Below are 17020 nucleotides of genomic sequence, written 5' to 3' on the forward strand. Positions count from 1 at the left end.
GGGGTAAGGGGAGCGGCGGAGGTGGGGCAGTGTCTTTCGACGAGCCGAACGGCTACCGGGACGACCTGGGCACGACGCGCGAGAACGAGCCGCGCTACCCGACGTCGGCGTTGCCGACCGTCGAACCGGACGACGATTTCGACGACGACTTCGACGACCGGGACGACCACGACGAGGCGACCGTCCCGTTGCGGACCCGGACCCGGCCGGCGGTGCCGGACGAGCCGGAGTCGCCATGGCGGGTGCGCGGCCGGCGGGCCTGGCGGTTCACCCGCACCCTGGCGGTCACGCTGCTGGTGCTGGTGGGGCTGGCCGGGATCGGCAATGTGCTGATCCACCACTACCCGCGCACCAGCAAGCACACTTACGCGTACACGAACGTGCAGCGCCTGCTGATCGCCATCGACGGCAACGGCGCGATCAACGTGCACGGCACCGACAGCGACCGGGTCACCATCAAGGCCACCGACCGGGCCACGCTGCTGGAGCCGGTGCAGCGGCAGATCATCTCCAGCGGCGGCTGGCTGATCATCAGCGTGCACTGCCCGAACAACGACTGCTCCTCGGCGTACGACATCGAGGTGCCGCGCTCGATGTCGGTCGACGCGATGATGGACCACTCCAGCGACCAGGCCGACATCTCGGCGACCGGGCTGGCCGCGGCGGTGCGCCTGTTCACCGGGCGCGGCAACGTCACCGTGGACCACCTGGCCACCACCTCGGACGTGAGCATCACGGCCAACGGCCGGGTGCAGGCCACCGATGTGAGCGCGGCCAACCTGGACGTCTTCGCACCGATCGGCGACAAGATCGACCTGCACCTCACCGGCGACATCCAGACCATCCAGACCATCCGGGTCACGGCCGGCCAGCCCGCGGAGGTGACGCTGAGCGTCCCGGCCGGCGGCTACCGGATCTCCTGCGTCCCGGCCGGCCACTGCAACGGCACCGACGGCGACATCACGCAGGACCTGACCGGGCCGGTGCACCAGGACACCAACGCCCAGCACAACATCCAGGTGAACGTGGTGCAGAACACCGCGAAGATCTTGGCGAGCTGACCCGGTCCGGGCCGCCCGGCCCGGGACGGAACCCGGAGCAAGCAACAGGTGCGCCCCCTCCTCCGCGCGGGGCGCACCTTTTGTGTACTGATCCTTTTGTGTACTGATCCTGGTGCACTGATTCAGCGCCGTGCGCTCCTAGCGCCGCCGGTCGCTCCGGTCACCGCCCTTGCCCAGCACGTTCTTCGCATCCGACAGGTACTGCAGCAGCCGTCCGACGAGGAACGCGCCGTACACGGCTCCGAAGATCAGCAAAACTTCCATGACGTCGACCGCCTCCCGTTCGGTGTCTGGCGTCGGGCCGCGCCGCCCCGTCCGAGGACTAGGCCGCGCGCGCCCCGAGGCCCGCGGGCCCGTCGCCGGGCCCTTCGGAGCCGTCGGGGTCGGTTCCTGTCCGCCCGGACAGGTAGCGTTCCCAGCTGGCCTGGTGCGCCCGCTCCTGGTCGGCGACCCAGGGCTGCACCATCCCCGCGCCGAAGCACAGGGTGCAGGTCAGGCGTTCGGCACCGATCCGGCCGCGCACGCAGCGCGGGCAGTTCTCAAGGCCTTGTGATTCGTCGGGGAAGGGTTGGGTATGGGATTCCACGAGGCTGCTTCCGTTCTCTTTGATGAGTGTTCCGGTAGGGGCCTTCCTTATGCCGGGTCGACGCCGCACTACGTCGGCCCGGCTTGTCGTTGCTCCGGGCGGGTGGCTCTTGTCACAGAACCCTGTCGCGCACCCTCTCTGAGTTGTACGATGCTCCGCATCCGGTGGTGTGTCAATTGCCACTGGCACTTTCGCCCGGAGATTTCACTGGGTAGATGCCCAGCGAACATGCACATAGAACATTCATGCCGAACATACGGACAGATCATGCGAAGCAGACCTGACGGCGAGGAGGCCCCAGGTGCCAGCCAACAGTGAGCGCAGCCAGCCGGTGTCCGGGATCAATGTGCTGCGCTGGGAACTCGGCAACGAACTGCGGACGCTGCGGATCCGGGCCGGCCGGAGCATCGCCGACGCCGCCAATGAGCTGGAGTGCTCGCCGGCGAAGATCAGCCGGATGGAGAACGGCCAGCGCGGCGCGGTGGCCCGGGACGTGCGCGACCTGTGCGTCTTCTACGACGCCCCGGAGGAACAGCGCGAACAGCTGATGAAGCTGAGCAAGGAGGCCGCGGCCGCGGACCAGAACTCCAGCTCGACCATCGCTGCCAAGTACGCGACCTATGTGGCTCTGGAGTCCAAGGCCCGGAGCCTGTGGAACTACGAGTCGACCTTCATCCCCGGGATGCTCCAGACCGAGCGCTACGCGCGGCTGGTGGTCTCGCTGAACGGCGACCTGGTCGGCGAGGACGTCGAGCGGCACGTCGCGGTCCGGATGTCGCGCCAGCGCCGGATCTGGGACGCCGACGCCGAGGACACGCTGACCGCGGTCATCGTCGTGGACGAGAACGTGCTGTGGCGGCCCGCGGGCATGGACAAGCGCAACCGGGCGATCCGCGAGGAGCAGGTCGACCGGCTGATCCAGGCCAGCCGGCTGCCCAATGTCACGCTGCGGATCATCCCCTACGAGGCGAACTTCTACCAGGGGATGGAAGGCGCCACCATCAACCTGCTCGACGTCGACGAGGGCGCCGACAAGGCCTCCAGCACCTGCTACCTGGAGGGGATCTTCATCGACCTCTTCGTCCGCGGGCACTCGGAGATCGCCATGGTCGTGGCCAAGTTCGCCAAGCTCACCGAGAAGGCCCTGAGTCCGTCGGACACCCGCAAGTTCCTGATGCGGATCGCGAAGGGCAACTACGAACACTGGACCACCGCGCGGCCGTCCGGGTCCGCGGAAGATGGAGAGGGATAGTAAGTGGCGAACATGACCGACGGCCTGCAATGGCGCAAGGCCGCCGCGAGCAATGGGACCGGCGCGTGCGTGGAGCTGGCCTCCCCGGAGGCCGGTGTGATTCTTCTGCGTGACTCCAAAGACCCCCAGGGGGCTGTTCTGACCTTTACCCGCACCGAGATCGCCGCGTTCCTGGACGGGGCGAAGGCGGGCGAATTCGACGAATTCGGGCACTGATTCGGCCGATCCGTCCGGTGGGGGGTCGCATCGCGATTCCCCACATGTACTCATGGGTAGTAATAACTCCCGGTACGGCACGTCCACGGGAGGGAAACCGTCATGGAGTCCAATCTCAGCACAGCCGAGTGGGTGAAGGCTCGTGCGTCCACCGGCAACGGGGCCTGCGTCGAGGCGACCAGCGTCCGCGCCGGGGAGATCTGCGTCCGCAACAGCCGCGACCCCGAGGGGCCGGTGCTGCGCTTCACCAAGGCCGAATGGACCGCCTTCGTGTCCGGGGTGAAGGACGGGGAGTTCGACGCGATCGTCTGAGTCCTCGATCGTCTGAGGCTGCGATCGTCCGAGTCCTCGATCATCCGAGCCCTCGCGCCTCCGAGTCCTCGATCATCCGAGCCCTCGCACACCCGAATCCCCGCGCCTCCGAGCCCCCGCGGTCCGCGCCGCCGACGTCGTCCGCGCGGCCCGCGCAACGCAATCCTCTTCTTTTCTCCGGCGCGCCACCTGCGCCTTCTGTGCCGGTTGCGGCCATTCCGGCGTCGAGTGTCGCCGCGGGCCCGTAGCATCGAGGCCGTGTCGTCCGATGAACCGCTGGTCTCCGAGTCCGCTTCCGCCGCCGCGCGCGGGGTGTCCCCCGCGCACGCCTTCCAGGTGGATCTGCGCGGGATCGTCGACCTGCTGTCGCATCACCTGTATTCGAGCCCTCGGGTGTTCGTCCGGGAGCTGCTGCAGAACGCTGTGGACGCCGTCACGGCGCGGCGTGCGGTGGATCCCGAGGCGCCCGCGGCGGTGCGGATCTCGGCCACCGGTGCCCGGGTGCGGGTGCGGGACACCGGGATCGGGCTGACCGAGCCGGAGGTGCACCGGTTCCTGGCCACCATCGGCCGCAGCTCCAAGCGGCCCGACGGCGACCCGAACGGGATCGGCGCCGCCGAGCAGGTCCTGGAGCTCGGCCGGGGCGACTTCCTGGGGCGGTTCGGGATCGGGCTGCTGGCCTGTTTCGTGGTGGCCGACGAGATCACCGTGGTCACCAAGTCGGCGGTGCATCCCGAGGAGCCCGCCGTCGAGTGGCGCGGGGCCGCCGACGGCCGGTACCGGGTCCGCCTGCTCTCCGGTGCCGAGGCGCCGACCGAGCCGGGCACCACCGTCACCCTGACCCCCGGGCCCGGCAAGGAGTTCTGGTTCCAGGCGCCGCGCGTGGTGGAGCTGGCTCGCGACTACGGCAGCCTGCTGCCTTACGAGACCGTCCTGGAGGACGAGGCCGGCTACACCTACCGGATCACCGACACGCCCGCGGTGTGGGACCGGGTCCACCCCTCGCCGAGCTTGCGCCGCGAGGCGCTGGCCGCCTACTGCCAGGACACCCTCGGCTTCGCGCCGCTGGACGTCGTCGAGCTCGACATCCCGCTGCTCGGGATCCGGGGCGCCGCCTACATCCTGCCCACCGCCGGCCCCGCCGACCGGGGCGGGCACCGGGTGCACCTCAAGGGCATGCTGCTCTCCGACCAGGCCCGCGGCCTGCTGCCGGACTGGGCCTTCTTCGCCCGCTGCGTGATCGACACCGACGCGCTGCGCCCCACCGCCTCCCGCGAGGCGCTCTACGAGGACGACCGGCTCACCGCCGTCCGCGAGGCGCTCGGCGCCCGGCTGCGCGACTGGCTGGCCGGGCTGGCCGCCACCGATCCGGCCCGCCTGAACCGGGTGCTGGCCGTGCACTACCTCGGGGTCAAGGCCCTGGCCCGCTACGACGACGACCTGTTCGCGCTGACCCTGCCCTGGCTGCCGTTCGAGACCACGGCCGGCCGGGTGCCGCTGACCGAGTTCGCCGACCGGCACCGGGTCGTGCACCTCACGGCCGGCGACGAGGAGTTCCAGCAGATCGCCCCGATCGCGGCGGCGGCCGGCCTGGGCGTGGTCAACGGCGGCTACACCTACGACGCCGAGCTGGTCCGCAAGCTGCCCCGGGCGCTGCCCGGCGTGGTGGTCGCCGACCTGGACCCGGACACCGTCGCGGCCCACCTGGACGGCGTGGACCCGGCCGAGGAACTGGCCGCCGGGCGGCTGCTGGCGGTGGCCCGCCGGGTGCTGGACCCGCTGGACTGCGACGTGGCGCTGCGCGCCTTCCACCCGCTGACCATCCCGGCGCTGCTGCTGGACGGCCGCGAGGCCCGGCACGAGCGGGCCCGGGCCGACGAGCAGGACCGGGCCGCCGCCGAGACCGACGACCTGTGGGCGGACATCCTCGGCGCGCTGCGCACCGCCGGGCCCCGGGCCCGGCTGGTGCTCAACCATCGCAGCTCCCTGGTCCAGGGGCTGATCGAGCTGGACGACGCCGAACTGGCCGCGACCGGGGTCGAGGCCGTCTACGGCCAGGCGCTGCTGCTGTCCAAGCGGCCGATCCGGGCCGCCGAGTCCGCGCTGCTCAACCGCGCCTTCCTCGGGCTGCTGGGCCACGCCGTCGGCCGCGGCCCGCGGCCTGAGACGGGCGACGAGGACTGAGCGCGCGCATGGCCGATCCCGGACGCGAGCCCGGTCGCGTGCCCAGCCCTGGCACCTGGACCCCGGAGGAGCTGGCCGCGGCCCTGGCCGCCAACGACCGCGAACCGCACGGCCGGGCCCGCACCGTCCGCGCCGAGGCGCTGGCCGACGCCGCCGACCGCCTCGCCCATCCGGAGACCCAGCTCCACGCCCTGCACTCGCTCATCGACGCCTACCAGGTCGGCGGCGAGCGCTTCCGCTCCCCGGTCCCGTTCTCCCGGATCCTGCGGCTCTGGGACCGGCACAACAGCACCCTGACCGCCCGGAGCCGGTTCGAGCACCTCACCCATTGGAAGTTCAAATGGGTGACGTCCGACCTGCTGCTGGTCCCGGAGGTGCCGCTGGCCACGGTCCACGGCTTCGTCGACGAGATGGAGCGCCGCTACCGCCGGGCCGGCTACGGCCTGCGCGCGGTCCACGCCCAGCGCTTCCACATCGCGCACCACGTCGGCGACACCGCCGCGGCCGAGGAGCACCACGGCCGCTGGCTGGCGGCCGAACGCGACCGGATGAGCGACTGCGCGGCCTGCGAGCACAACGTGCTCGGTGCCTGGCGCGCGGAGCAGGGCGCCGACGCCGAGGCGCTGGCGCTGTGGGCGCCGACCGTCAGCGACGAGCTCACCTGCCTGTCCGAGCCGGCCGGGACCCTGGCCGAGTCGCTGAAGCCGTTGCTGCGCCTGGGCCGCGTCGACACCGCGCGCTCGCACTACCTGCGCGGCTACCGCCTGGTCCAGGGCCGGATCGAGCTGCGCGCGAGCATCGGCCGCCACCTGGAGTTCTGCGCGCTGTCCGGCAACGAGGGCCGCGGCCTGGAGATCCTGGCCGAGAACCGCGACGTCTTCGACGCCCCGGTCGAGCCGCTGCCGCACCTGGAGTTCCTCGCGTACACCGCGCTGCTGCTGCGCCGCGTCGTCAACGCCCTGGGCGCGCCGGACCTGCCGGTCCCGGGCCCGCAGGCCCGCGACTGGCCCGCCGCCGAGCTGCTGGCGCATCTGGAGACCGAGATCGCCGCCGTCGCCAAGCGGTTCGACGACCGCAACGGCAACGACACGGTCGGCACCCGGACGGCGCGGGTGCTGGCGCAGACGCCGCTGCTCGACCGGATGCCGCTCGGGATCCGGTCGCTGACGGTCGCGGCGCCGCAGGACGTGCGCATCCCGGCGCAGAGCGCGGCTTCGGAGCCGAAGGCGGAGCAGCCGCCGCCGATCCAGCCGGTTCCCGCCGGCCCGGACCAGGACGCCGGCCCGGACCAGAACGCCGACCCCCACGACGACACCGAACCGGACGAGGACACCGACTTCGACGCCCTCCTCGCCGAGGCCCGCCGCATGTTCCAGTCCGCCCACCCCGGCGCCACCATGGTCTGGGAACGCATGGCCATGCTGGCCGTCCGGCGCGGCATCGACCTGGACTGCGAGACCCGCGGCCAGCTCGCCGAGGAACGCGCCGCCGAAGCGCTCGACAACGAGGACCTCCTGCGCGCCGTGGAACTGCTCGGCTCCGCGATCGAGCACTACGAGGAAGGCGGCCTCGCCGGGCGGACGGTCGCGGTCCGCGCCCGGCTGCTGCTGGCCGAGGCGCTGCGCCAGGACACCTGCACGTCCGCCGAGACCGAGGCGCTCGCCGAGCTGTACAGCGTGGCACGGGACCTGCACGCGGCCGGCCGCGCCGAACCCGAGGACGTCCTCACCGTCCGGCGCGCGCAGGCCTTCGAGGCCCGCCGCGCCACCGAGTCCGGCATCGACCTCGACGACGAGGCGGCCGAATCAGCCCTCGAAGCCTTCGAGGTGACCGTGGACGCCCTGCTCGCCGACGCCCTGGAGTTCGACATCCCGGCGCGCGCGGCCGCGGCGCACACGATGCGCGCCGAGATAATGCAACGCCGCGGCGACCCGGAGAGCTCGGTCGACGAGCTGCTCGCGGCCATGGCGCTCTACGACCGCGCGGGCCGGCCCTGGGCGAACCTGCACCCGAACATGCTGCTCGCGCAGGCCTTCCTGGCCGCCGACCGGGACGCCGAGGCCGAGCAGGCCGGCGTGGCCGCGCTGGAGATCGCCGGCCGCTGGCCGGAGCAGCGGTTCCCGGCCGGCTACACCCGGCAGGTGCTGGCCAACGCCACCGGCGCGCAGGGCCGCTACGAGGACAGCGCCGAGCACGCGCTGGAAGCCGTGGCCTGGGCCGACCGGCACGGCGTCGCCGATCTGGCCGCCAGCGCCCGGCACAGCCTGGCCTTCGCCTACGAGCAGCTGGGCCGGGACGCCGACGCGGCCGCCATCCTGGAGTCGGCGCTGCCGGAGCTGGTGCGCCATCTCGACGATCCCACGGTGGTCAACGCGCGCTGGGCGCTGGCCCGGTGCCTGGGCCGGCTGGAGGACTACCGCGGCTCGGCCGAGCAGTACCTGCTGGCCGCCGCGATCGCCGAGCACTTCCCGCAGCAGGGCGGCCACGCCATGCTGGCCGCCTCGGCCGGGCACGCGCTGCGCGCCGCCGGGATGCCCGACGAGGCGCGCCGGGCCTTCGAGCGCGCCGTGGGCCTGATGCGGGTGCTGCCGGACCCGATCAACCTGGCCAAGACCCTCAGGGCCCTGGCCTGGGTGACCTTCGGCGAGTCTGACGACATCGCGCACGACAGCGAGCGCGAGGACGTGCTGGACTCGGTGCTGCTGCTGTTCGCCGAGGCCGCGCAGGTGCTGGACGCCGCCGGGGAGTCCGAGGAGTACGAGCGGGACGCGCAGGTGATCGCGTACGAGATCGCCGAGACCGACGACCAGCTGGCCCGGCTGCACTTGAACGCCGAACTGGCGGACAAGGCGATGCCGTACGCCGAGCGCGCTGCCGCCGGGTTCAAGGCCCTGCTGCCGCACAGCGGGATGGACTACGACTTCTCCGAGCAGATGGTCGCCTGGCTGCTGGACCGGTTCGGGAGCCGGGACGCGGCGCTGGAGCGGCTGCGCGAGGCGATCGCGGCGTGCGAGCGGGCCGGGGTGGAGGCGGTGCGGTGCGCGGCGTTCCTGGAGCAGCTCTCCGACTGACCCGGAGAATCCGCGGCGCGGATGATGCAACGATCTGATTCGGGCCGGGTCTCCATGGCGGTATGGAGAGCGGCACGAGGGGGACGGGTGCGCGGCGAGGACTATGAGGCGGAGTTCCGCGAGTACATGGCCAGCCGCTGGGGCGACCTCGTCCGGTTCGGCTACGGCCTGACCGGCGACCGCGGTCATGCCGAGGACCTCGCCCAGACCGCGCTGGCCAAGGCCTACGCGTCCTGGGGCCGGGTCCGCCGGGCCGACGACCTGGACGCCTATATCCGCAGGATCCTGATCAACGCGAACCATCGGCGGTTCCGCAAGCAGCGGGTGGCCGAGCACGAGGGCCAGGTGCCGGTCGAGCCGTCCGTGGCCGACGGCACCGATGTCTTCGACCAGCGCGAGGCCCTGGTCGCGGCCCTGATGGAGCTGCCGCCGAAACAACGCGCGGTGGTGGTGCTGCGCTACTGGGACGGGCTCACCGAGACCCAGGCCGCCGCGATCCTCGGCTGCTCGGTCGGCAACGTCAAGAGCCAGGCCTCCCGGGCCCTGGCCAAGCTCCGGGGCAGCGCGCAGCTCCGGGATGGGAGCGTGGTGCGGTGATCGACGACGACGCGGCGGGCGAGGAGATGTTCGCCGACCTGGGCCGGTTCGAGCCGGCGCGGATCCCGGTGGACGCCGTGCTGCGGCGCGGCCGGGCGATCCGGCTGCGCCGGCGGCTGGTGGGCGGCGGGGCGCTGGTGCTCGCGGCGTGCCTGGCCGTGCTGGCGCCGGCGGCGGTGCGGATAGCGGGCGGCGCCGGCGGCGGGACGGACGACCCGGCGTCGGTCGCGGTCGCGGCGGCCGACGGCGCGCAGGGCGTCCGGGTCAACCCCCCGACCGTCGCCGCGAACGGCGACGTGCACTTCAGCGGGGCCGTGGACGGCGAGCCGTGGTCCTACGTGCGCACCGGCCGCTGCGACGGACCGCCGACCCGGTGCATGGACCTGGTGGGGCTGCTGCTGCCGCCGGTCTCGCTGCTGCTGGAGAACACGAAGGACGGGAACATCGGGGTCTCGGCCGAGTTCGGGCGGGACACCCTCTACGCGGTCCTGACGCTGAGCGACGGCGAGCAGGTCACGCTGACCGGGATCACGGAGATCACGGCGGAGCCGAACGCGATCGCCGGGGACTACTTCGAGATGCCGCGCGGCGAGACGATCGTCCGCGTCGACGCGGCCCTCCTCTTCTCCTCGAAGCTCGTCCACGCCGATCCGCGGCCGCTGCGCTCCGACATCCCCACCGTCGTGCCCTGGTACCAGGCGGACGGCAAGCCGCTGTCCTTGACGCCGCCGGTCATCCCGCTCGGCCGGAGCGGTTCGGGCGGGACGATGTGGTCGGTCGAGGTCGTGCCCGGATCGTGGACGGCGCAGTACGGGATCCACGGCCCGGGCACGCACCAGATGCAGTGGAGCCCCGCCGGAGTGCTGGTCTCCCCGGTCACCGGAGCGGACGGCTCCTCGGCGCAGGTCCTGTACGGGAACGTCGAGGGCACCACCGTCCGGGTCGATGTGGCGCTCAGCGACGGCACCATGCAGCAGTTCGAGCCGGTCGTCCACGACGACCGCGTCTTCGTGGGCGGCGTGCTCCCGGCGGGCCCGGCCGTGACCATGGTGACCTACTACAACGCCGCGGGAGTGCGGCTCGGCTACGTCGTGCCGAAGGCGGGAGCGCTGATCTCGGGGTCCTGACCGGCACGAACAGCTAACAATGAGCCAACCGGAATGGCCATTCATGGTCACGACGCGGTAAACTCTTGCCGCAAGAGCCCCTGTCGCCGCTTGCGACCGGGGCTTCGGTTGTCTCTACCCGAAAAACGCGTCGCCCTAGAGGGACCTACTGGCAGCTAGCAGGCGTCTAAGCGTTGACTGTGTCCAATGTAGAAAGGGGCACTTCCTATGCCCGCTCTCGTGCTCGTCGGCGCCCAGTGGGGCGACGAAGGCAAGGGCAAGGCCACGGACCTGCTCGGCGGCTCGGTCGACTATGTCGTCCGGTACCAGGGCGGCAACAACGCCGGCCACACCGTCGTCATCGGGGACCAGAAGTACGCGCTGCATCTGCTGCCCTCCGGGATCCTGTCCCCGGGCTGCGTACCGGTGATCGGCAACGGCGTGGTGATCGACCCGGCCGTGCTGTTCGCCGAGCTCGACGGCCTGGACCAGCGCGGGGTGGACACCTCCCGCCTGCTGATCTCGGCGAACGCCCACCTGATCACGCCGTACCACCGGACGGTGGACAAGGTGACCGAGCGGTTCCTGGGCAAGAACAAGATCGGCACCACCGGCCGCGGCATCGGCCCGGCCTACGCCGACAAGATCAACCGGATCGGGATCCGGGTCCAGGACCTGTTCGACCCCTCGATCCTGCGCCAGAAGGTCGAGGGCGCGCTGCGCGACCGGAACCAGATGCTGGTGAAGGTGTTCAACCGGCGGGCGATGTCCGCCGACGCGGTGGTGGAGGAGTACCTGGGCTACGCCGAGCGGCTGCGCCCGATGGTCGCCGACACCGGGCTGGTGGTGAACCAGGCCCTGGACGCGGGCAAGGTGGTGCTGCTGGAGGGCGGCCAGGGCACGCTGCTGGACGTGGACCACGGCACCTATCCGTTCGTCACCTCCTCCAACCCGACCACCGGCGGGGCCTGCACCGGCTCCGGCGTCGGCCCGACCCGGATCACCCGGACCATCGGCATCCTGAAGGCCTACGCCACCCGCGTGGGCTCGGGCCCGTTCCCGACCGAGCTGTTCGACGACAACGGCGCGGCGCTGCGCCGGATCGGCCACGAGTTCGGCGTCACCACCGGCCGGGACCGCCGCTGCGGCTGGTTCGACGCGCCGGTGGCCCGCTACGCCTCCCGGGTGAACGGCCTGACCGACTTCTTCCTCACCAAGCTGGACGTGCTGACCGGCTTCGAGCGCATCCCGGTCTGCGTGGCCTACGACGTCGACGGCGTCCGGCACGACGAGATCCCGATGACCCAGACCGACTTCCACCACGCGACGCCGATCTACGAGGAGTTCCCGGGCTGGACCGAGGACATCTCGGGCTGCAAGTCCTTCGAGGACCTGCCGAAGAACGCGCAGTCGTACGTGAAGGCGCTGGAGGAGATGTCCGGCGCGCCGATCTCGGCGATCGGCGTCGGGCCGGAGCGGAACGCGACGATCCAGGTGCGGTCGTTCCTGTAGGACTGTGGGCTTGTGGGCCGGCAGGCCTGTGGGCCTGTGGGCCTCTGGCGACCGGATCCGGTGTTGTAAGGCGATCCGGTCGATTCCTTGACATGTTGCGGCCTCCCGGCAGGGGGGCCGTGACATGTACTTTGCAGCTATGACTGACATCTCCTCCGACGACCTCAAGGCGGCCGGGGCGAAGGTTTTCGCCGACGACCGCGCCCACGTGTTCCACTCCTGGTCGGCGCAGGGGGCCATCAGTCCGCTCCCGGTCGCCGGGGCCGAGGGCTCCTGGTTCTGGGACTACGAGGGCAACCGCTTCCTGGACTTCTCGTCCCAGTTGGTGAACACCAACATCGGGCACCAGCACCCCAAGGTGGTGGCCGCGATCCAGGAGCAGGCCGGCCGGCTGTGCACCATCGCGCCGAGCTTCGCCAACGACGTCCGCGGCGAGGCCGCCCGGCTGATCGCCGAGCTGGCGCCGGGCGATCTGAACTACGTGTTCTTCACCAACGGCGGCGCCGAGGCCAACGAGAACGCGGTCCGGATGGCCCGCCTGCACACCGGCCGCAGCAAGGTGCTCTCGGCCTACCGCAGCTACCACGGCTCCACCTCCACCGCGATCGCCCTCACCGGCGACCCGCGCCGCTGGGCCAACGACGCCGTGGGCCAGTCCACCGGCGGCGCCGTCCACTTCTTCGGGCCGCACCTGTACCGCTCCCACTTCCACTCGACCACCGAGGCCGAGGAGTGCGAGCGCGCGCTGCTGCACCTGGAGCAGGTCATCCAGTTCGAGGGTCCGGCCACCATCGCCGCGATCGTGCTGGAGACCATCGTCGGCACCGCCGGCATCCTGATCCCGCCGCCGGGCTACCTGGCCGGCGTGCGCGCGCTGTGCGACAAGTACGGCATCGTCTACATCGCCGACGAGGTGATGGCCGGCTTCGCCCGCGCCGGCAAGTGGTTCGCGGTCGACCACTGGGACGTCACCCCGGACCTGATCACCTTCGCCAAGGGCTCGAACTCCGGCTACATCCCGGTCGGCGGCGTGGTCATCTCCCAGGCCATCCGCGACACCTTCGACCAGCGCGTGTACCCCGGCGGCCTCACGTACTCCGGGCACCCGCTGGCCTGCGCGTCGATCGTCGCGACCATCAACGCCATGCGCGAGGAGGGCATCGTCGAGCACGCGGCCTGGCTCGGCGAGGAGGTCTTCGGCCCGGCGCTGCGCGAGCTCGCGGCCAGGCACCCGAGCGTCGGCGAGGTCCGCGGCGTCGGCGCGTTCTGGGCGCTGGACCTGGTCCGCTCGCAGGAGACCCGCGAGATGCTGGTCCCGTACAACGCGGCCGGCGCGGACGCCGCGCCGATGAACGAGCTCGGCGCGGCGCTGAAGGCGCGGGGCGTGTGGCCGTTCATCAACTTCAACCGGCTGCACGTGGTGCCGCCGTGCACCATCTCCGAGGCCGACGCCAGGAAGGGCCTTGAGGCGCTTGATGAGGCGCTTGAGGTGACGGACCGGTACGTGGTCTGAGGGTGGTGCCGGGCAGCGGTGTGAGCTGCTGCCCGGGTGTCCGGCGGGGTCGCGACCTGACTGGGAGTTGATACCGCGGCGTTCGCGTCCTGAGATCGATCTTGGAGGGAACACCACTAAAGTTGGCCCATGAGCCACGAGGTGGTGTTCCTTCCGCACATCCTGGGCCAGACGTGGGCCCAGGCCCTGGCCGCCGCGCGTACGGCGGCCCGTGAGGAGGACCCGAGGATAGTGGCCGCGCGCCTGGAGCCGTGGCCGGGCCTCGTGATGCACGCCGCGCAGATCCTGGGGCAGATCGAGGAGTTCCGGGGCCGCGGGCAGCGGGAGTTGGTGCACCCGGTGACGCGGCTGCGGTTCACGTTCTTCGGCGAGGACGGCGTGATCGCGCTGCCGTACTGGTACGACGGTCCGGTGGCGCGGATGGCCGCGACGATGGCGTTCCGCTTCGCGCGGGCGGTGGAGGGGGAAACCGGACTGGCGGCGTACGACCCGCAGCAGCGGATGCCGTTGGCGGAGATGGGGCTGGAGAAGTTCATCGCCGGGTACTTACGCGGGCGCGAGCGCGCGTTGGAACAGGCGCGGGCCCGGGGGCCGGTGCCGGTGGGGCGCGAGCTGCCGACGGGGCGGAGCGCGACGCGGCGGGAACTGGCAGCGGGGCCTTCTGCGGGCGTTCCGGCTTCGCCGCCGCGGAAGGAACTCGAAGCGGGGCGGCGGGATCGGGACCGCGACCGGAACCGGGATCGGGACCGGGACCGCGATCGGGACCGGGGCCTGACGCCGGAAGCCAGAGCGGCGCTGCCGCCCGGCAAACCGCGGAAGCCGCGGGAGCCGGGAGGGCCGCGAGAGCTTCCCAAGGGACGCCGGTGACAGCGCCGTGACCTGCCTCTTCCGGTCGCAGTGGGGCGTAGCGTAGATCATCTTTTTTATGGATCATGTGGTGGTGCGAGGCGTGTAGCGTCTCCGCATGTCAACCTCGGATCGTTCGCACCGCAGCTTGTCGAAGTCCGTCGTGGTCGGCGGCCTGGCTCTGGCGGCGCTGTCGTCCGGGAACATCGTGGGCGTGGCGGGCGCCGCGCACGCTGCCGACTCCGCGCAGGGCCCGGTCAACGGGCCGATCGTCTACGCCGGCAAGGACACCGTCTACCACGCGGTGAATCCCGACGGGTCCGGCAACGTCCTGGCTCCGCTCCAGCAGCAGGGTGCCCCGGTCTACCAGCCGCAGTACTCGCCGGACGGTTCGCGGGTGCTGTACGCGGACATCAACGGCTGCTGGTACGTCGCCGACGCCGACGGGACGAACGCGCTGGCGCTGAGTCTCCAGAACCCGGCGCAGCCCTATCACGCTTCGTGCGAAGGGATGCTGTCGGCGTACCACGCTCGTCCTGCGCCGGTCTCGGTGTCCTTCGTGAGTGCGGCGTGGTCGGCGGACGGCCGGAATCTGTTCCTGCTGGACCGGTCCGGGGCCATCAACACGCTGTCCGCCGACGGGACGCGGGTGACGCGGTTCGGGGCCGGCCTGCCGGCCGCGTCGACGTTGCTCTCCGTGGCCCCGAACGGGGCGATCGCGTTCCGCGGGCCGCAGTCGCCGGACAACATCTCGATCCTCGACCCGGGCGCCTCGGCGCCGCGGGCGCTGACCGTGGGCTACGAGGCGAAGTTCAGCGCCGCCGACGGGCGGCTTCTGGTGCGGGACCTGGTGCTGCCGAACGGAATGCACTCGGGGGACCTGGTGTCGACGCTGTTCCTGGTCGACCCGGGGAGCGGCGCCCGCACCGCGGTCACCGACGCCTGGACCGAGTTCGTCTCCGACTTCGCCTGGTCGCCGGACGGGAAGCAGGTCGCCTACACGACGGTGTGGGGGCAGGTCGACACGGTCTACACCAGGCCGGTGGACGGTGGGCCGCGGGTGGTCGTCGTGCAGAACGCCGCCGCTCCGCACCTTGCCGGCTGGCACAACGGCCCGTTCCCGGTGGCCCGGGCCGCGGACCGGATCGGCGGCGCCGACCGGATCGAGACGGCGGTCGCCGCGTCGCGGTGGTCGTACGGCCGGACCGGGACCGGGACCGGCGGGCGGCAGGCGGCGGTGGCTGTCATCAGCCGCTCCGACCAGTTCGCCGACGCGCTCGGCGGGTCGGCGCTGGCGGCGCAGAAGGGCGGACCGCTGCTGCTGACGGCCACCGGCGGTCTGGACGCGCGGGTGCGGGACGAGCTCAAGCGGGTGCTGGCGCCGGGGTCGAAGGTCTATGTGCTGGGCGGGACGGCGGCGCTGAGTCCGGCGGTGGAGGCGCAGATCAAGGCTCTGGGATTCGGCACCGAGCGGCTGGCGGGGGCGGACCGGTTCTCGACGTCGGTGGCCGTCGCGCGGGCCGTTTCGCCGAACCCGCACACGGTGATGGTGGCGACCGGGATGAAGTTCCCGGACGCGCTGGCCGCCGGCGCGGCCGCCGCGCAGGACGCGAAGGGGGGCGTCGTGGTGCTGTCGAACGAGGCGGCGCTTCCGGATTCGGTGCGGGGATACCTGGCGGGCGTCAATCCGGGTGTGGCGGATGTCTATGGTGTGGGCGTGCAAGGGGTGGCGGCGTTGCGCGGTGTGTTCCCGCAGCCGGGCGCGAACGCGAAGGTGACGCCGCTCAGCGGTGCCGACCGGTTCGCCACCGCGGCGGCGGTCGCTTCGAGCAAGCTGTTCGCGGCGGGAGCGCCGGTAGCGCGGATCGGGCTGGCGACAGGGATGAGTTGGCCGGATGCGTTGTCGGGCGGAGCGCTTATCGCGACGCAGCATGGTCCGTTGCTGCTGACTGATCCTAGTTCGCAATACCTGCCGAGGCCGGAGCTCGACGTGGTGAAGGCGCTGTCGCCGCATTTGGCGGGAGTGGTGGTCTTTGGCGGGTATCAGGCGGTGGGGACGGTCGCCGCTAATACGGCACAAACGGCGCTTGGGCAGAATCGGTATAAGGACTACAACAACCGCGAGACCCCGGTGTTGGGCGGTGCGCGGTAGGCCGACCGGCTACGTCAGCGGTTCGGATACCTCTTGGAGTAACCCGTATACGAACTGGGCGCGGCGTCGCACAACGGCGCCGTGCTTGTCCTCGTATCCGTATTCACTTGCCCAGCGTGTAGGCGCGTCCTCCGGCAAGTGGCGTACCCGCGTGTACATCCGCTCCAGGTCGCCCACCACGTACTTCCACGGCTCCAGTGCTTGATTGTCCTGGCTGTCCTGGCTGTCCTGGCCGCTGTGCGGCGTCGGCGGAGCCGTGCCCGGCTCCCGGACCAGCCACTCCTGCCACACCTGGCCACCCGGTCCGACGACGATCTCGAACCGCAGCTCGGGCCACAACGGCAGCACCCAATGGTGCAGCTTGCACACCAGGTCCCCGGTGCGCTGATCCAGCACCGCCTCGGGCGGTCCCAACGCCGCCCGGAACCGCTCGGCCCCGCGCGGTGCGGACCGCGACCGCACATAGCGCTGCCACCAAGCGTTCGCCTCGCGCATCTCCGTAATAGAGAAGCCGAGCCCCAACCGGGCCCGCTCCACCAGGGCCGGCTGGTAGTCGGCCATCCGGCGAAGCAGGACCAGCTGGAACTCCGAGCGCGAAATCATCGAGACGAA

At 71.5% G+C, this 17020-nt stretch carries 15 protein-coding genes; 12 read left to right on the top strand and 3 right to left on the bottom strand.

Annotated features, from left to right (window positions below; translation table 11 throughout):
• Positions 1–29: 29 nt before the first annotated feature.
• Positions 30–1061 (top strand): hypothetical protein, encoded by a 1032-nt coding sequence (locus tag ABD481_RS20880; protein WP_344667385.1) that lies wholly within the window; start codon positions 30–32, stop codon positions 1059–1061.
• A gap of 138 nt (positions 1062–1199) precedes the next feature.
• On the opposite strand, the gene ABD481_RS20885 is transcribed toward ABD481_RS20880, so the two are convergent.
• Together ABD481_RS20885 and ABD481_RS20890 are read right to left on the bottom strand one after the other, a co-directional pair.
• Positions 1200–1325: a hypothetical protein gene (locus ABD481_RS20885; RefSeq protein WP_344667386.1), complete on the bottom strand. Its 126-nt coding sequence runs from the start codon at positions 1323–1325 to the stop codon at positions 1200–1202.
• A gap of 58 nt (positions 1326–1383) precedes the next feature.
• The gene (locus ABD481_RS20890) at positions 1384–1647 is read right to left on the bottom strand and encodes a hypothetical protein (protein ID WP_344667387.1); all 264 of its coding nucleotides are present in this window, start codon (positions 1645–1647) and stop codon (positions 1384–1386) included.
• 301 nt (positions 1648–1948) lie between these two features.
• On the opposite strand from ABD481_RS20890, the gene ABD481_RS20895 reads away from it, so the two are divergent.
• The 11 genes from ABD481_RS20895 (at position 1949) to ABD481_RS20945 (ending at position 16408) form a co-directional block, all read left to right on the top strand.
• Entirely contained in the window at positions 1949–2899 is a 951-nt protein-coding gene (locus ABD481_RS20895; protein ID WP_344667388.1) for a helix-turn-helix domain-containing protein, read from the top strand.
• A gap of 12 nt (positions 2900–2911) precedes the next feature.
• Entirely contained in the window at positions 2912–3115 is a 204-nt protein-coding gene (locus ABD481_RS20900) for a DUF397 domain-containing protein (protein WP_344667445.1), read from the top strand.
• A gap of 102 nt (positions 3116–3217) precedes the next feature.
• Positions 3218–3427 carry a DUF397 domain-containing protein gene (locus ABD481_RS20905; protein ID WP_344667389.1) on the top strand — a complete coding sequence of 70 codons (210 nt, stop codon included), beginning with the start codon at positions 3218–3220 and terminating at the stop codon, positions 3425–3427.
• A 276-nt stretch (positions 3428–3703) separates the two neighbouring features.
• The gene (locus ABD481_RS20910) at positions 3704–5611 is read left to right on the top strand and encodes an HSP90 family protein (protein ID WP_425559242.1); all 1908 of its coding nucleotides are present in this window, start codon (positions 3704–3706) and stop codon (positions 5609–5611) included.
• Between the two features lie 8 nt (positions 5612–5619).
• On the top strand, positions 5620–8682 hold the full coding sequence (locus ABD481_RS20915) for a hypothetical protein (RefSeq protein WP_344667390.1): 3063 nt from the start codon (positions 5620–5622) through the stop codon (positions 8680–8682).
• Between the two features lie 54 nt (positions 8683–8736).
• Positions 8737–9279 carry a SigE family RNA polymerase sigma factor gene (locus tag ABD481_RS20920; RefSeq protein ID WP_344667391.1) on the top strand — a complete coding sequence of 181 codons (543 nt, stop codon included), beginning with the start codon at positions 8737–8739 and terminating at the stop codon, positions 9277–9279.
• A complete protein-coding gene (locus ABD481_RS20925) occupies positions 9276–10406 on the top strand; it encodes a hypothetical protein (protein WP_344667392.1) in 1131 nt (376 codons plus the stop codon). The genes ABD481_RS20920 and ABD481_RS20925 overlap by 4 nt, the downstream gene beginning before the upstream one ends.
• 207 nt (positions 10407–10613) lie before the next feature.
• Positions 10614–11897, top strand: a complete 1284-nt coding sequence (locus ABD481_RS20930) for an adenylosuccinate synthase (RefSeq protein ID WP_344667393.1) — start codon at positions 10614–10616, stop codon at positions 11895–11897.
• A 139-nt stretch (positions 11898–12036) separates the two neighbouring features.
• Positions 12037–13410, top strand: coding sequence for an aspartate aminotransferase family protein (locus ABD481_RS20935; protein ID WP_344667394.1), 1374 nt, complete (start codon positions 12037–12039; stop codon positions 13408–13410).
• A 129-nt stretch (positions 13411–13539) separates the two neighbouring features.
• On the top strand, positions 13540–14277 hold the full coding sequence (locus ABD481_RS20940; RefSeq protein ID WP_344667395.1) for a hypothetical protein: 738 nt from the start codon (positions 13540–13542) through the stop codon (positions 14275–14277).
• Positions 14278–14374: 97 nt separating this feature from the next.
• Positions 14375–16408, top strand: coding sequence for a cell wall-binding repeat-containing protein (locus ABD481_RS20945; RefSeq protein WP_344667396.1), 2034 nt, complete (start codon positions 14375–14377; stop codon positions 16406–16408).
• Between the two features lie 9 nt (positions 16409–16417).
• Here ABD481_RS20945 and ABD481_RS20950 read toward each other — a convergent pair whose 3' ends face one another.
• The gene (locus tag ABD481_RS20950) at positions 16418–17011 is read right to left on the bottom strand and encodes a hypothetical protein (RefSeq protein ID WP_344667397.1); all 594 of its coding nucleotides are present in this window, start codon (positions 17009–17011) and stop codon (positions 16418–16420) included.
• Positions 17012–17020 lie beyond the last annotated feature (9 nt).

The organism is Catenulispora yoronensis (assembly GCF_039531695.1).
Taxonomy (GTDB): Bacteria; Actinomycetota; Actinomycetes; order Streptomycetales; family Catenulisporaceae; genus Catenulispora; species Catenulispora yoronensis.

Bases quoted from the DNA above. Each gene is read 5' to 3' on its own strand.
- ABD481_RS20920 (WP_344667391.1), top strand. From the start codon at position 8,737: ATGGCGGTATGGAGAGCGGCACGAGGGGGACGGGTGCGCGGCGAGGAC.
- ABD481_RS20930 (WP_344667393.1), top strand. From the start codon at position 10,614: ATGCCCGCTCTCGTGCTCGTCGGCGCCCAGTGGGGCGACGAAGGCAAG.
- ABD481_RS20915 (WP_344667390.1), top strand. From the start codon at position 5,620: ATGGCCGATCCCGGACGCGAGCCCGGTCGCGTGCCCAGCCCTGGCACC.
- ABD481_RS20935 (WP_344667394.1), top strand. From the start codon at position 12,037: ATGACTGACATCTCCTCCGACGACCTCAAGGCGGCCGGGGCGAAGGTT.
- ABD481_RS20885 (WP_344667386.1), bottom strand. From the start codon at position 1,325: ATGGAAGTTTTGCTGATCTTCGGAGCCGTGTACGGCGCGTTCCTCGTC.
- ABD481_RS20900 (WP_344667445.1), top strand. From the start codon at position 2,912: ATGACCGACGGCCTGCAATGGCGCAAGGCCGCCGCGAGCAATGGGACC.
- ABD481_RS20945 (WP_344667396.1), top strand. From the start codon at position 14,375: ATGTCAACCTCGGATCGTTCGCACCGCAGCTTGTCGAAGTCCGTCGTG.
- ABD481_RS20950 (WP_344667397.1), bottom strand. From the start codon at position 17,011: ATGATTTCGCGCTCGGAGTTCCAGCTGGTCCTGCTTCGCCGGATGGCC.
- ABD481_RS20940 (WP_344667395.1), top strand. From the start codon at position 13,540: ATGAGCCACGAGGTGGTGTTCCTTCCGCACATCCTGGGCCAGACGTGG.
- ABD481_RS20905 (WP_344667389.1), top strand. From the start codon at position 3,218: ATGGAGTCCAATCTCAGCACAGCCGAGTGGGTGAAGGCTCGTGCGTCC.